This window comes from Paenibacillus sp. BIC5C1 (genome assembly GCF_032399705.1).
Lineage (GTDB): Bacteria > Bacillota > Bacilli > Paenibacillales > Paenibacillaceae > Paenibacillus > Paenibacillus taichungensis_A.
The window spans coordinates 4135733-4150595 of sequence record NZ_CP135922.1; the positions used below are offsets into that span (position 1 = coordinate 4135733).

At 43.8% G+C, this 14863-nt stretch carries 14 protein-coding genes; 3 read left to right on the forward strand and 11 right to left on the reverse strand.

Annotated elements, in window-relative coordinates; genetic code table 11:
• Positions 1–46: 46 nt before the first annotated feature.
• Both RS891_RS18305 and RS891_RS18310 read right to left on the reverse strand, forming a co-directional pair.
• Positions 47–802, reverse strand: a complete 756-nt coding sequence (locus RS891_RS18305) for an SDR family NAD(P)-dependent oxidoreductase (protein WP_315792794.1) — start codon at positions 800–802, stop codon at positions 47–49.
• Positions 803–1112: 310 nt separating this feature from the next.
• Positions 1113–1685 (reverse strand): TetR/AcrR family transcriptional regulator, encoded by a 573-nt coding sequence (locus tag RS891_RS18310; RefSeq protein ID WP_113054404.1) that lies wholly within the window; start codon positions 1683–1685, stop codon positions 1113–1115.
• A gap of 168 nt (positions 1686–1853) precedes the next feature.
• Here RS891_RS18310 and RS891_RS18315 point away from each other — a divergent pair, with 168 nt between their 5' ends.
• On the forward strand, positions 1854–2300 hold the full coding sequence (locus RS891_RS18315; RefSeq protein WP_315792795.1) for a hypothetical protein: 447 nt from the start codon (positions 1854–1856) through the stop codon (positions 2298–2300).
• Between the two features lie 46 nt (positions 2301–2346).
• Positions 2347–2799, forward strand: a complete 453-nt coding sequence (locus tag RS891_RS18320) for a hypothetical protein (protein WP_113054406.1) — start codon at positions 2347–2349, stop codon at positions 2797–2799.
• Between the two features lie 151 nt (positions 2800–2950).
• On the opposite strand, the gene RS891_RS18325 is transcribed toward RS891_RS18320, so the two are convergent.
• The 8 genes from RS891_RS18325 to RS891_RS18360 form a co-directional block, all read right to left on the reverse strand.
• A complete protein-coding gene (locus RS891_RS18325) occupies positions 2951–3316 on the reverse strand; it encodes a hypothetical protein (protein WP_113054407.1) in 366 nt (121 codons plus the stop codon).
• 207 nt (positions 3317–3523) lie between these two features.
• A complete protein-coding gene (rbsB, locus tag RS891_RS18330; protein WP_315792796.1) occupies positions 3524–4453 on the reverse strand; it encodes a ribose ABC transporter substrate-binding protein RbsB in 930 nt (309 codons plus the stop codon).
• A gap of 14 nt (positions 4454–4467) precedes the next feature.
• Entirely contained in the window at positions 4468–5439 is a 972-nt protein-coding gene (locus RS891_RS18335) for an ABC transporter permease subunit (protein ID WP_076289211.1), read from the reverse strand.
• 1 nt (position 5440) lies between these two features.
• On the reverse strand, positions 5441–6922 hold the full coding sequence (locus RS891_RS18340) for a sugar ABC transporter ATP-binding protein (RefSeq protein ID WP_315792797.1): 1482 nt from the start codon (positions 6920–6922) through the stop codon (positions 5441–5443).
• A gap of 15 nt (positions 6923–6937) precedes the next feature.
• On the reverse strand, positions 6938–7339 hold the full coding sequence (gene rbsD / locus RS891_RS18345) for a D-ribose pyranase (protein ID WP_315792798.1): 402 nt from the start codon (positions 7337–7339) through the stop codon (positions 6938–6940).
• Entirely contained in the window at positions 7336–8217 is an 882-nt protein-coding gene (rbsK, locus tag RS891_RS18350) for a ribokinase (RefSeq protein WP_315792799.1), read from the reverse strand. The genes rbsD and rbsK overlap by 4 nt, the downstream gene beginning before the upstream one ends.
• Positions 8210–9199, reverse strand: a complete 990-nt coding sequence (locus RS891_RS18355) for a LacI family DNA-binding transcriptional regulator (protein ID WP_315792800.1) — start codon at positions 9197–9199, stop codon at positions 8210–8212. Before RS891_RS18355 ends, rbsK begins: the two co-directional genes overlap by 8 nt.
• A 453-nt stretch (positions 9200–9652) precedes the next feature.
• Positions 9653–11116, reverse strand: coding sequence for a DHA2 family efflux MFS transporter permease subunit (locus RS891_RS18360; RefSeq protein WP_315792801.1), 1464 nt, complete (start codon positions 11114–11116; stop codon positions 9653–9655).
• Positions 11117–11541: 425 nt separating this feature from the next.
• On the opposite strand from RS891_RS18360, the gene RS891_RS18365 reads away from it, so the two are divergent.
• Positions 11542–11967, forward strand: a complete 426-nt coding sequence (locus RS891_RS18365) for a MaoC family dehydratase (RefSeq protein WP_315792802.1) — start codon at positions 11542–11544, stop codon at positions 11965–11967.
• Positions 11968–12064: 97 nt separating this feature from the next.
• Here RS891_RS18365 and ppsA read toward each other — a convergent pair whose 3' ends face one another.
• Positions 12065–14680, reverse strand: coding sequence for a phosphoenolpyruvate synthase (gene ppsA / locus RS891_RS18370; protein WP_315792803.1), 2616 nt, complete (start codon positions 14678–14680; stop codon positions 12065–12067).
• Between the last annotated feature and the right edge of the window lie 183 nt (positions 14681–14863).

The window sequence follows — 14863 nt, forward strand, 5'->3', positions numbered from 1 at the left end:
AAACATGGCGCACAATGTTTAGTTGTACGCCATGTTTGATGAAATATTAATGCAATTCTCCTATGATTGGATAGATTGGGCTTCTCAGATTGAAATTGTAGTTCAGGTCTACAATCCCTACGACTTCGTTGTTATCATACAGATCTAACATAAATCCTGCCATTTCTTTGGCGGTGTGGTATTTAGACATATTTGCATTGTAATCAAATTCTTCTGTATCTAATGATTTCTTCACAAATTCTGTTTCCGTTATAGCTGGAGCAAGGACTTTTGCTTTTAGTTTTGCACCTTTTATTTCAAGTTCTTTGGCAAGCCCTTCTGTGAAGGCACTAACGTAGAATTTCGTCGCCGAATACGCAACACTTCCAACAGCAATGGCATAGCCAAGTGCGGATGCAACGTTAATTAACTGAGTTCCCTCTACTTCTGCATAATCACGCACATACAGTGTGGAAAGGATTGTCAGGGATTCAATGTTCACACGCAGCATCGTTTCAACTTTCTCCAGATTCTGTTCTGCTACAAAAGAACCTTCACCAAGCCCCGCATTGTTAATCCAAGTCTCAATTTGATATTCCTTCAGTGCGTTATACAGTGTGTATGCCTGAGCAGTATCCGATAGATCACTAGTTTGAACAATAACATGTACTGTAGCGTCAATATTCTGAATTGCTAATTTGAGTTCTTGTAATTTGTCCAATCTTCTTGCGACCAAAATTAAGTTTTTGCCTCGTGCAGCAAACGCCAATGCTGTCTCATATCCAATCCCTGAACTTGCACCTGTAATAACTGTGTATTTCATCCTATTTTCTCCTTATCAACATGTATTTTAGTATAGTCAAACTTTGAAAATGGTTTTAGAACGATCGTTCTAAATACTGCAAAAAAAAACAGTTAGATCTAACTTGCTATTTAGAATATCATTTCTAGAACGAACAGTAAAGAATTATTTTCTGGCTACTATATAATCACGTGGAACAGGAAACCATGAGTTTTGCCAGAGATGCGATACAAGTTCTTTATAACGATAACTGGACAAGAACCTGTATCACTAAAACAACCAGCCTTCATGGAGACAACCCCTCTTTGCCTGCCATGCCTTAACTCCATTTTCAATCTAAAACGGATAATGTCATATCCATAATATTTGTTAATTTTTGCGAATCCGTAGTGGTTTTAACCAACGTTCGTATCCCCACCCAAGCATTCATCAAATAATGAGAAATAACTACAGGGTCAACGTCAGCCTTGATTTCACCCTTTTGCTGGCCTTCCAGAACAAGGTTTCTCAAGAATTCCTCTGTTCGCAAGTAACTCTCATTAACCAAGGATGCAACCTCAGGATCCAATACGCCCAGTTCCACGCCTGAGTTTACAAGAAAACAGCCTATAGGTTGTCCTTCATTTCTTATTGTTGACTCAAACAATGCCCGAATAATCTCTTTGATTGGTTTTTGGGTATCAATTAGAAAACTCATTTTGTTGGTCTGCTTCGATTCATATCGTTCAAGAGCTTTCATAAACAGAGCATGCTTATCCCCAAAGGTATCATAGATACTTCTTCGATGAATGCCCATATATTCAACCAAATCCTGCATCGAAGTTTTCTCATATCCTTGGGCCCAGAACAGTTGTATTGCTTTATCTAATACTTCATTAACTTCAAATTCTTTGGATCTTGCCATCTTCATCACCTCGAATAATCATTATACATTGAAGCCCCCGATTGGGAAACTTACATGGTTCCAGAGGATATAAGGTTAGTTCCACGAAAAAATCCTTACCAATTAGCTGATAACTCTTTGAAACTAGCTACATAAGATATAACAAAATAATAGATTGGAGGAATTGTTATGGTTCGTACGCTTGACGCTCGTACTTCACTCGGGTCTAACGGTGTTGCTCCGTTTAATGTTCCACTCACTCCAAATACGCCTACTTTGGTGGGTATCCTTGGTCTAAACATTGTCAATCCAGGAACAGTTGTTCGCACTCAGTTTAACGGAACCTATCGGATTTCGGTAGCAAATTTGTCCTCACAACCTTCTTCCGTTCGATTTGAAATTTTCAGAGGTTCGACCTACACAGGCACGCCGATTTATGTCGTTTCCCAGCCTATATTTCCATCTGTGGGTAGCATACTGGCAAGCTTCGATGGTTCTGATTTCAATGTGCCTCCTCCTCCTTCCGGGCAGCTTATCTATTCTTGTTTTGTGACATTTGTTCCGGCATCCCCATCAGAGCAAGCCAGCCGCGTTGGTCCAGAATGCTTCAATGCGGTTTCATACAGCGACGATTAACTCATGGCTAACTGGACTCTATGAAAATACGGAAGGAGGAAATTTCATGGTTAAAACGTTAGATGCACGGACTTCCCAAGGCTCCAATGGCCAGCAAATTTTAACTCCCAGCTTTACGAATGGTGTCCCTCTATTGTTTGCTCAGGTTGGATTGCAAATCAGTAACCCGGGTATGTCGATTCGGACTTTTTTTTCGGGAATCATCGAACTTACGGCAAGTCAGTTGCCAGTTAACGGAGATCTTGTCATAGAAGTATACCGAGGTTTAGGCGGTTCGCAACAGCTTGTGTATCGGGCCACTACAACTGTATTGGACAACCCTTTTTTCAGTCCTTGCATTTTAAGCTTTACCGGTTCGGAGTTCAATGTACCAGCCCCAGGCAACGGGCAGCTTGTCTATTCAGCGTACGCCACATTCTCCTATAACCCCATTTATAATGTGAATAACGTACGTTTGGGTCCTGAAAGTTTCAATACAACTGTTTATTCTGATGATTGAGTCAATATGTTTGAAGCGTATGAACAAAAATTAAACCATCTCAATAATTGAGATGGTTTTTTTTGGATCTTGCTAAAAACTTATTTACACGAACCATTGACGTTTCTTGAAAAAGTGTAAGTATGGCAAATACGATTTTTCCCCCAGCAATTTATTTTCTCATAACGTCATCCATGACCTGAACAGCCAGTTCAAATGCTTTAATTCTTCTTCTCAAAAGCGTTTTTTGAGGGCTGCCCGTTTTTGACTTACTGTAACTGTTCTCAAGTGATGGGAATAAACCGCTAAGAACATTGCGAGCTTCTGCTAACTCTTCCTTGGTGTAATGATGAGCTTTTTGATTCCAGGCCGTTTCAAGCATCGACAAACCGATATATAAGGCGTTCAGTCGTTTCTTTAATAAAGTAGTGTTATTCCCTTTCTGAGTCAAATTAGTCAATGCGTTTTCGGATTTGCGTATGGTCGATTGGAAGGCATGGATGGATTGCAATTTATCTTCCTCTGATACATTTTCCATGTAGAGCTAACCTCTCCTTTTCTCATGCATACAACTAATTTACAATCCCGGCGAGATGTGATTAATAATATAACGATTAAAAACTACCGCAGGCTTCAATGTCAACTATCGTCTCCAGTGTAGCAGTTGGATAAAATAAAATGAATTAAAATGAAATGAAAATCCCGCCCTAGACTTTTACGTCCAGAACGGGATATACAGGATGATTTAATCGTTTGCGTTTTCCTTAGTCACCAGCTTCAATTCAGCTGGAATTGATTTCTCTACCTGCTTGCCGCCAAGCACATCCAGAGCAGCTTGCACCGCCAGTTGGCCAATCAGTACTGGTTGCTGAGCGACTGTTGCTGTCAACTTTCCGTCCTTAATGGATTTGATCGCGTCATCGTTGCCGTCAAATCCAATTACGGGAATGTCTTTACCAGAACTTTGAATTGCTTCAATCGCGCCCAGCGCCATCTCGTCGTTATGGGCAAATACCGCCTGCACATCAGGATTGCCCTGCAGCAGATTCTCCATCACATTCAAACCTTTGGAGCGATCGAAATCGGCAGACTGCTTGGCAACCACATTGAGTTTTTGGTCAGCAATCTCGTGGAAACCTTTCCCCCGCTCTCTTGTTGCAGAAGCTCCGGGTACACCCTCAAGTTCGATCACTTTTGCACCCTCGCCAAGGTGTTCTACGAAATATTCCGCGGCCATTTGTCCACCTTTGACGTTATCCGATGCAACTAACGCTGCCACGTCGCCTTTGTCTGCGGAACGGTCCAATGTAATCACGGGAATACCTACGCTATTAGCCGACTGAACAGCCGTTGAGATTGCCGCGGAATCCGCAGGGTTAATCAGAAGGGCATCCACGCCCTGTTGAATCAAGTCGTCCACATCATTCGTTTGTTTAGCCGAATCATTTTGAGCATCAACCACGATAACTTCAATTCCTTGTTTTTTGGCTTCTGCAACTACCCCGTCCTTGAGGGAAACAAAGAAGGGATTATTCAACGTGGAAACTGACAGGCCGATTTTTTTCTGTCCATTGCTTCCGGCAGAGTCAGGCTTAGCCCAACCCGGAGGCTCCAGAGAGCATCCTGCCAGAACAATCATCATCACGCTTACAAGCAATATGGTTAGTTTTTTCATGTTTGCTTCTCTCCTTAAGCCGTTTTCTTGCGGTCCAGCAGGACAGCGATGGCAATAACGACGCCTTTTACAACCATTTGATAAAACGAGTTCACTCCGAGCAGGTTCAAACCATTGTTCAGCACGCCGATAATCAGGACCCCAATCAGTGTGCCGACGATCCGTCCTCTACCACCTGATAGACTTGTTCCACCCAGAACGACAGCTGCAATGGCGTCAAGTTCATATGAAGTACCTGCCGTAGGTTGTGCAGAATTCAGACGGGATGTCAGGATCGCGCCTGCCAGCGCTGACAGCATACCTACCAAGGAGTAAATCATGATTTTTACACGATGCACTTTAATACCTGAGATAATCGATGCTTTCTCGTTGCCACCAAGCGCATACGTTTTACGGCCAAAAGCCGTTTTATGCAAAATCGTCCACAGAATTACGAAAGTAATGAGCATTGTGATTGCTGGAACCGGTATGCCTAGCATATAACCACGACCGAACAGTTGGAACAGCAGGCTATCGCCCAATCCGGTAATCGGATTACCGTTTGTATATACCAGCGTCAATCCCCGGAACACCGTCATCGTCGCCAAGGTAGCAATAAACGGGGCCATCTTACCCTTTGTAATCATCAGGCCGTTCACCATACCCATGACACCACCAAGTGCCACCCCGATAATGATCGACAAAATCGGATCCAGGCCAGACAGCATCATATTGGCTACAAAGGCGCTCGATAAAGCCAAAATGGAGCCGACCGACAAGTCGATGCCGCCAGTCAGAATGACAAATGTCATGCCAAAAGCAATTAGCGCATTAATCGAAACCTGACGCAATAGATTCAAGATGTTAAGCGGTTCCAAAAAGCTTGGATTCAACACCGATACGATGATAATCAATATGATCAGTCCGAGCAATGGACCTAATTTCTGTGTCACATTTGTCAAGCGGAAACCGCTCTTGGCGGATTGGTTTTCCTGCAAAGTTGTCATATCATTGTCCCCCTGTAGCCAATGTCATAATGTTTTCCTGTGTTGCTTCTTCTTTTGCCAGTTCACCACTAATTCGTCCCTCATGCACTACCGCGATTCGATCACTCATACCGAGTACTTCAGGCAGCTCCGAAGATACCATAATGATGGCAACTCCGCGGTCTGTCAGCTCGTTCATCAACTGATAAATTTCCCGCTTAGCTCCAACGTCCACGCCTCGTGTTGGCTCATCCAGGATGAGTACACTAGGACCAATGCCGACCCATTTGGCGATAACCACCTTCTGTTGGTTGCCCCCTGACAGGTTTCGTGCTGCCGTCTCAGAGGATTGCGTCTTAATTTGCAAACGTTTGATGAGCGTATCGACGAATTCCTGTTCTTTCTGAGTCGAGATGAAGCCCTTACTTGAGAAGCTGAACAGATTCGGTAAGGCCATATTTTCACGAATGGAGAAATCGAGCACCAAGCCTTCATCCTTGCGGTCTTCCGTAATAAATCCAATTCCATGTTTAACCGCATCCGCTGGCTTCCGAATATGAACCTTTTTGCCTCGAATAATGATTTCGCCAAGGTCCAGAGGTTCCAAACCGAAGATCGCCCTCATGATCTCTGTTCGTCCAGAACCCATCAGCCCGGAAAAGCCGAGGATCTCGCCTGCTCTCACTGTGAAGCTAATATTCTGGAACAATCCCTTGCTGCTTGCGTCCCGTACTTCAAGGACCACTTCACCATACGAAGGATTTCGTGCCGGATATCGTTCCGTGAGTTCCCGTCCAACCATCTTCCGCACCACTTCGTCAAAACTGGTCTCCGGAATCGTTTTGGTGTCTACCGTTTTGCCGTCCCGCATGATCGTAATCCGGTCGCAAATGGTGAATATCTCCTCCATCCGGTGCGAGATATATACGATGGAAACACCATTTTTCTTAAGCGAAGTGATTACGCCGAACAACTTCTGAATCTCCCGCTCCGTAAGCGCCGCTGTTGGCTCATCCATAATGATGACTTTGGCGTCGGTCATCAGTGCTTTGGCAATTTCAATCATTTGCTGCTGACCGACAGAACATTCACCGGCAGGACGATCCAACGGGATCTGCACGGAAAGCTTGGCAAACTGCTCGGCGGCAAGCGCTTTCATTTGTCTTGAATTCAGCAACCCAAAGGATGAAGTTATTTCCTTACCGATGAAGAGATTATCAAGCACCGTCATTTCCGGCCAAACGTTCAACTCTTGGTGGATAAAAGCAAGCCCCATCTTCTCGGCTTCTTTCGGATTGGCAAAATAGGTTTCTTTGCCGTCAATGGAGATGGTTCCCTGATCCCGCCCGTGAAGACCAATTAAAATGTTCATAAGCGTTGATTTGCCGGCCCCGTTCTCTCCCATCAGGGCATGAACCTCTCCTTCCTTCAATTCAAAATCTACCCCGCTTAGCACTTGGTTGGTGCCAAACGCTTTATATATGTCCTGCATCTGAATATGCATGATACTGTCCCCCTTTTAACCGAAAATGACGCCCGATTGTAAAATGCAATTGGCATACGGTGTAGCTTCGCCCGTACGAATGACGACTTTAGCATTCCGGGTCAATGCCTTGAATTGTTCATGGCTGATGGAAACGTCAATGACTTCATCGCCAAATTTCTCGGTAATACATTGCAAAGCTTCTGGATTCCCTGTCTTGACCTCTGTTGCCAAAATCACTTTCTCAACGACCATATCGTCTGCAATAAGCTCCACGACCTCTTGAAAACTCGGTGTCCCCAGTTTCAGGGACAGATCAATTTTGGGTATACCATCTGGAACTGGAAGGCCAGCATCGGCAATGACAATCATGTCTGTATGACCCAGATCAGATAACACCTTGGAGATGTGACTGTTCAATATTCCATGCTTCTTCATTTCAGGCTTTCCTCCACTTCATCCCGTGTCGGCATGCCTCCTTGTGCACCGAATTTGGTCACAGATAGCGAAGCAGCCCGGTTAGCGAATCTAATGCTGTCTTGTAGTGGTTTACCTTCCGCCAGAGCGACCGCAAATGCGGCGTTAAACGTATCACCCGCTCCGGTTGTATCCACTGGTTCCACTTTGTAAGTTGGTACAACGATCTCCTGTACGCCGTCAAAATATCGAACCCCGTTGCTGCCCTCCGTAATAAACAACTTGTTTGGATATTTGCGCAGCGCCTCTGCCGGGGTCATTCCCTGAAACAAAATCTCGGCCTCATGTTCATTCGGTGTGATATAAGCAGCTTTGTCGATGACCTCATCCGGTACTTTTCTCGCCGGCGCTGGATTCAACAACAGGGGCGTTCCGCTTTGGGCACAAATTTCGCTGACACGAACAACGGTTTCCTCCGGAATTTCCTGCTGAATCAGTACAATATCTGAACGTTGGATCACTTCTGCCGCTTCATCCACATAGGCTGCTGTAACTTCGCGGTTTGCTGCTTCAACGACCACGATACTATTATCACCTTCAGCCAACACGATATGAGCCGTACCGCTCTCCAAATGTGTAACCGGTTTCACATTCTGCGTATTTACACCATTTGCTTTGAAATTATTTAAAATGGCTGTACCAAAAGCATCATCGCCCACCCGGCCGATCATGGAAACGTCGGCCCCCAGCCTTGCGGCAGCGACTGCCTGATTTGCTCCTTTGCCGCCCGGAACGGTTTTGAAGCTGTCACCAAGGACGGTTTCACCCGCCCCCGGCCGCCTTGCAGAAGTAACAACCAAATCCATGGAGCTGCTGCCAATTACGCATATTTTAGCCATTTGAATTCACCTTTCTTGTTGTGCCCCGTTCAATGAAACTGACCGGAAGCTGTATGTGTTTGTTTTCGATTGGAGCTTGTTCCACAAGTTTGATAAGCAAACCGGCAGCTTCCCTTCCCATCTCGTACGCCGGTTGGCGAATGGTTGACAATGCCGGCGATAACAGGCTGCTCATCGGGATATCATCGAATCCAATAATCTGCATATCCTCCGGAACTTTTTTGCCGATTCGCAAAGCCTCATGCAGTACCGCCATAGCTGCAATGTCATTACTTGCAATGACTCCGTCGGTATCGCCATACTTGTTGAAAAGCTCATCCGCCCATAACCCAACATCGTTAAAGGAAAAGGATGTCGTTTGGATTACACGGTAATCCAGGCCAGCCTGACGTATGCTCTCGATTGCGCCTTCAAAACGATCCTGTGCAGGTTTGATATGTGTTGGTCCCTGCATAACTGTAATTCGGCGGCTTCCGCGCTTGATGATTTCCCGTGCAGCCAGACGTCCACCCTCTCTGCCATCCGCAAATACGGAGGGACTGTCCAGAGGTGTTCTGTCAAGAAACACCACGGGAATTTTCAAATTCTCATATATTGAAGAATGAGGGTAATTCGTTGAAGAGATTACGCCGACTACATTATTCTGGATAAAAGTCTGGATATAATCCTTTTCCTTCTGTTCATCCTCATCACTATTTCCGAAAATCAGTCTGAATTCCTGCTCTTGCATCCGGTCCTCTACGCCGCGCGCAAGCTGCGGAAAGTAAGGGTTTGCAATATCGGGTAACAGCAGGCCAATCAATTTGGACTTACGCTTGTATAAAGAGCGAGCTACCTCATTGGGAGAGAAGTTAAGCTGCTTGACCGCTTCCTCCACTTTCTTACGAGTGTCCGCATGAACATAACCTCTTTCATTAATGACCCTTGATACGGTGGCTACTGAGACACCAGCCAAATTAGCTACATCTTTTATTGTTGTCATGAACGTTCACTCCTATGTGTGTAACCGGTTACAGATATGAAATTATCATATTTTTTTCAGTTTGACAATCTTTTTGTTACTGGAAATTTACTCCATACACCAGAAAAGAGACCTGATTACAGTTGCATCATCATGCCATAGCAGCTTCAGAAACAATCCATATATTCAAACCAAAAAAACAATTCTTATCAGTTGTATATCAGGATATCGACCAGTTTATCGCCTTTTTCGAGGGGGACTCCGACGTACGTATTAAGGTACTCCATTACCTTGGTGAGAAGCTGCAGACCTGGAATAAGTAAACGGATTGTAGGGGATTCTCTTTTTAAAGGATCATCGTGGTTTTCGGAAATCGAACTGAATATAAGCTAACCTTTTCAACTCTGGATTGAACTGAAAACAAAAAAGCCGCTAAATCAGCGACTTTTAAATGGAGCATTGTTTTGTCCAATGCTAGTTCAAGCGATTGACCACTACTCTTTTGATGAAAAGGGAAAGCACAAACCCAACAAAGGCAATGATCATGCCAAATATGAACGCATCCTGTACACCGGCAGTCATTGAAAGCGGGATAAGTGAAGAGTCGTTTGGATTCGTTGCCTGACTCATATATTTGGCTTGTCCATTACTCATCACGCTTACCGCAACAGCTGTACCAATCGCACCAAATACCTGCTGCATTGTGTTGATGATTGCCGTTCCGTGCGGATAAAGCTGCGGTGGAAGCTGGTTGAGGCCATTCGTTTGGGCAGGCATCATGATCATTGAAACGCCGATCATCATAATAACATGAACCATGATAATAAAGGCCACCGAGGAAGCAAGGGTAACGCCAGAGAACAACCAGAGTGCCACAGCTATTAAGACGATCCCAGGAAGAACGATCCATTTGGGGCCATATTTATCGAACAGCCTGCCCATAATCGGAGCCAAAAGTCCGTTCAATGCACTCGCGGGCAACAGGATCAGACCTGCGCTAAGCGTGGAGAACGCAAGGCCTACTTGCAGGTACATTGGCAGTACGAGCATCGAGGACAAGATGACCATCATGCAAAGTGCAACCATTAGCGCACCAATTGTAAACATCGGGTACTTAAAGGCGCGCAGATCAAGCAGCGGATTGGGTATTTTCAACTGTCGAATTGTGAAAAGAATAAGCGCAACAAGACCGATTGCGAGGGAGATGACTACAGTAGAACTGGTCCATCCCCCAGCCCCTTCCCCAGCGCTGCTGAAACCATAAACAATACCTCCAAAGCCTAGGGTCGACAACAACATGGACAGTAAATCAATACGCGGCTTGGTCGTTTCAGAAACATTTTGCATCGTGAGAATTCCAATGATAAGAGCCATGACAAGAAAAACAAATGAAAGCCAAAAGATATAATGCCAGTTCAGCGCTTCAATGAGCAAACCGGCAATTGTCGGCCCGACCGCAGGGGCGAACATGATAACGAGTCCAACCAGTCCCATGGCTGCACCGCGCTTTTCGACCGGAAAAATGAGCAGTATCGTATTAAACATAAGTGGTAGTAACAGCGCGGTACCTACTGCCTGAATAATACGCGAAACCATTAATACACCGAAACTTGAAGCAACGGCTCCAATCAGAGTACCGAGACATGAAAATAGAAGTGACGTTATGAACAGTTGTCTTGTTGTAAAACGCTGCATTAACAGTCCTGATAGCGGAACGAGTACCCCCATGGTCAGCAAATAGCCTGTTGTCAGCCATTGAATGGTCGCCGATCCAATGTTGAAGATCTGCATCAAATCGGTAAGCGCTACGTTTAACGCCGTTTCACCGAACAGACCGATAAACCCACTCATCAAAAAAGCGAGAACGATTGGAAATACTCTAATGTCTTTCTTGACTGCTTTAATTCCAGCATCGGATGTGGCTGTAGAAGCTCGCATTATTTACACTCCTTTAGTTCTGTTGTGAATCTCCCCAACCCACCATTCTCCAAAAAATTGTTGTGTCCAGTAAACTAATAATGATTCTCATTATCGATATACACAGTGTAGCAATTGCTCCTACAAATGAAAATACACAAATTCCAAAAACGATATGTATAATTATCTAATTCAAGCTTGAAACTGTTTTCATTGAAGCCATAAAATCCTGTGTTTTAGCAAAATGATATATGGAGTATAATCAAATGTTCACCCAGTTGATCCATGTTTAAATTCTTAATATTTTTTGTGGGCACTAAAGAATTCAATAGTTTCGGTGCAACCCTACATGGTTTTAATTGGATACTAAGATACAAGTTCTAGGTGAGTATTGCTTGCCTTAAATTCGACTTATCCTTTAGAGTAGAAAATGGAGGTGTACATCATTGAAATTTAACAAGTATGTAATAGGCGAAACCTATAGAACAGAGTCTATTCAATTGTCAAAGAAGGATATTATTGATTTTGCAAAAATTTACGACCCTCAATATATGCATATAGATGAGAAAAAAGCAAAAGAAGGCCGCTTCGGCAGCCTCATTGCTTCGGGTATGCAGACGATGAGCACATCTTTCAAACTTTGGGTGGAACTCGGGATATATGGAGAAGATGTTGTTGCAGGTACGGGCATGAATAACATTAAGTTTATCAAACCTGTGTTTCCAGATGATGAAATCAGTGTTGTCTCAGAAGTGATTGAATTGTCCCCAAGAAGGAGTAGTGGTGGAATTGTCACCGTGCTGCTCACTACCTTCAACCAAAATAATGAAAAGGTCTTTCAGGCAGAATTAAGTGCTCTGATTAGCAATTGATTTTTGATTTTTTGTACAATTCGTTTCCGTTGTTGACTTTGAAAATAAAAAACGATCGCACATCAGGTCTGATGCGCGATCACTGCATTCGTGTATTTTACAATATTTCAATATATCCTTCGGTTCCATGTACCCGAATTCGTTGCCCATCTTTTATTCGATGGGTTGCCTTCTCCACTCCGACAATGGCCGGCAAGCCATATTCACGCGCAATCACAGCTCCATGGGTCATCAGTCCACCCACTTCCGTCACTAGGCCTTTAATAGATACAAATAATGGTGTCCAACTCGGATCCGTATAGGGAGTCACTAGTATGTCTCCATCTTCCAGATCCGCATCTTCAATATTAAAGATGACACGTGCACGGCCCTCGATAACTCCCGAAGAAACAGGCAGACCCACAATGGCTTCGGCTGGCATATTTTCACGTTTATACTGACCTGTAATGATTTCACCATCAGACGTGATCACACGAGGGGGAGTTAGCTTTTCATAGATTTTGTAATCGTCTTTCCGTTGAGTAATGATCTTCTCATCCTGTTCATTGGTGCGAACAACTTCACGAAGTTCTTCATAAGTGAGATAGTATATATCTTCTTTTCCAGCAATAACACCCGCTTGTGCAAGTCGCTCAGCTTCTTTCAATAAAGCCTGTTTATATACAAAGTAACGATTGATCATGCCGTATTTGGGATATTCCCGATAACCGATGAAGTTGCGAACCAGGTCGATCATTCGTTTCGTTTCCTTGGCTTTTTGTTCACCACCAGGCAACAGCTTCAATCGATCTAGTATCTCCTGTTCTTTCTTCAACGCTTCCTGTCGTCCCTGCTCGAATTTCCGTTTGCTTTCATTAGGCTTAAAGTTTTTGATGTTACCTAGAATCAGCGGCACAAGGGTAATGGGTTTTTCAATCCAACGGGTTCTGGTCAGATCAATTTCTCCGGCACATCGCATTCCGTATTTGTCCAGATAATCCTGGATAGCGTCCCTTGTGTCCTGTCCTCCCTCAACCTTAAGCAGTTCATCCATAAAGTCATCCTCTTTCACATGCTGTAAATAAGCAATGACTTCAGGATAGGGACGAATTACATCTGCAACATCCAGTAAAGCCAGACCCATTTCCGAAGTGATATTGTTATGAACAGATTGAGACAGTGTATCTGCGGCATTTTTCTCACCCAACCACTTTTCCATGTTTTCATTAATCCATGCAGAAGCATTCATGGCAGTCATAAATACATTTGAACTTCGTGGGTCAGATAGAAATCTCTTCAATTCTTGGAGATCTTCAAGGATAAAATTAAACAAATCCAACCCAGACTTGTTTTGGATGTTACGTTTTAACGCTTCTACTGAGGCTTGATTGCTCGTAATCAAATCAGAGACGATAGTCGATTCATTTTCAATATGTGCTTGAAACCCCTCGGACACGCTCTGTTTATGGTTATTACGTGGTATTGGTGCTGGCTGATCAATAGGTAACGATTTTATGAAATTCTCGCGCTCGATTACAGTTGTAAGTGCGTCCTTAAGGAGCGGATCGGATTGTCCCATGGTATTTATGAAGTTTTCTCTCATGACAGGCGAAGCCAGCCTAGGCGTAATATCAACAAACAATCTTCCACCAGCTATACGCATGGGTGCCGGAGTCGTTAATAGGAAGAAAGATAAGCCCAGTGGTTTCATGGGATCAGTCATCATTTGTTGATGACCCACAGAAAGGTACACATGATTTTCCTGGTCGCTCGCTTCAGGAATCGGGTATAACGTAGTGATTGGCCGACTTTGGACTATATAAAACGTATCATCCGCCAAACACCATTCAATATCTTGCGGGAAACCAAAATGAGCCTCAATCTGTCTTCCTATGCGTGCCAGTTCTAAAATCTGTTGATCGGTAAGTGTTTGCGTCTTTTGCAGCACGGGATCGATCTGATGTGTAGACGTTCCACCCTCTTTCCTTCCATACATAGCCAACGTTTTGACGGCTATCCTCTTGTCGACAATTTCACCTTCTCGTACTTTATAACAATCGGCAGATACCAAGCCGGACACCAACGCCTCACCAAGTCCAAAGCTGGCATCTATGGATAGCAGTTTTCGGTTGGATGTAATCGGATCAGCCGTAAATAAAATCCCTGAGGCCGCTGGGAATATCATCTTTTGAATGACAACGGACAAATAAACCTGACCATGATCAAATCCATTTTGCATACGGTAGATTACTGCGCGATCCGTAAACAGGGAAGCCCAACATTTGCTGATATGGTGCATAATTGATTCTTTCCCAATGATATTTAAATAGGTGTCTTGTTGACCCGCAAAAGAGGCATGTGGTAAATCTTCAGCGGTCGCACTAGAACGTACCGCATACGCATGACCCTCTCCAAATGTGGAGAGATAAAGAGCAACTTCTTTTTCAACATCGACAGGAATGTCTACGCCCATAATAAGTTCCCTGATCTTCCTGCTGATATTACCAATTTGCTCTCGTTCTCCTATTTTCAACAAGGTTAGTTGATTCAGTAACGCATGATATGCTTCATTTTGTTCGATGGCCTTTTGATACCCAACAGTTGTAACACAAAATCCATCGGGGACCTCTACTCCTTCAACCTTTGATAACTTCGCTAGATTTAATCCTTTTCCACCAACGAGCGCAAGTTGCAATTTTTCCGTTTCCTGAAATCCGATAACCAAAGAATTCATTCCGTATCTCCCCTAACCAATAAATTGAGAAAAAAACATTTGACAAAGAGTTTACCGCCATGATAAGATTTAAATATAAGATAAGATATTTATGTCTGCGATATCAAAAGAAATGTAATCTGATTATAACATTGTGTTTATTTATATACAATATCGAAGAACTTGGGATAATTGCCCAGGTTC

Excerpts from the sequence above, each read along its gene's own strand:
- ppsA (WP_315792803.1), bottom strand. The coding sequence starts at position 14,680 with ATGAATTCTTTGGTTATCGGATTTCAGGAAACGGAAAAATTGCAACTT.
- RS891_RS18355 (WP_315792800.1), bottom strand. The coding sequence starts at position 9,199 with ATGACAACAATAAAAGATGTAGCTAATTTGGCTGGTGTCTCAGTAGCC.
- RS891_RS18325 (WP_113054407.1), bottom strand. The coding sequence starts at position 3,316 with ATGGAAAATGTATCAGAGGAAGATAAATTGCAATCCATCCATGCCTTC.
- rbsD (WP_315792798.1), bottom strand. The coding sequence starts at position 7,339 with ATGAAGAAGCATGGAATATTGAACAGTCACATCTCCAAGGTGTTATCT.
- RS891_RS18310 (WP_113054404.1), bottom strand. The coding sequence starts at position 1,685 with ATGGCAAGATCCAAAGAATTTGAAGTTAATGAAGTATTAGATAAAGCA.
- RS891_RS18320 (WP_113054406.1), top strand. The coding sequence starts at position 2,347 with ATGGTTAAAACGTTAGATGCACGGACTTCCCAAGGCTCCAATGGCCAG.
- rbsB (WP_315792796.1), bottom strand. The coding sequence starts at position 4,453 with ATGAAAAAACTAACCATATTGCTTGTAAGCGTGATGATGATTGTTCTG.
- RS891_RS18340 (WP_315792797.1), bottom strand. The coding sequence starts at position 6,922 with ATGCATATTCAGATGCAGGACATATATAAAGCGTTTGGCACCAACCAA.
- RS891_RS18315 (WP_315792795.1), top strand. The coding sequence starts at position 1,854 with ATGGTTCGTACGCTTGACGCTCGTACTTCACTCGGGTCTAACGGTGTT.
- RS891_RS18305 (WP_315792794.1), bottom strand. The coding sequence starts at position 802 with ATGAAATACACAGTTATTACAGGTGCAAGTTCAGGGATTGGATATGAG.
- rbsK (WP_315792799.1), bottom strand. The coding sequence starts at position 8,217 with ATGGCTAAAATATGCGTAATTGGCAGCAGCTCCATGGATTTGGTTGTT.
- RS891_RS18335 (WP_076289211.1), bottom strand. The coding sequence starts at position 5,439 with ATGACAACTTTGCAGGAAAACCAATCCGCCAAGAGCGGTTTCCGCTTG.
- RS891_RS18360 (WP_315792801.1), bottom strand. The coding sequence starts at position 11,116 with ATGCGAGCTTCTACAGCCACATCCGATGCTGGAATTAAAGCAGTCAAG.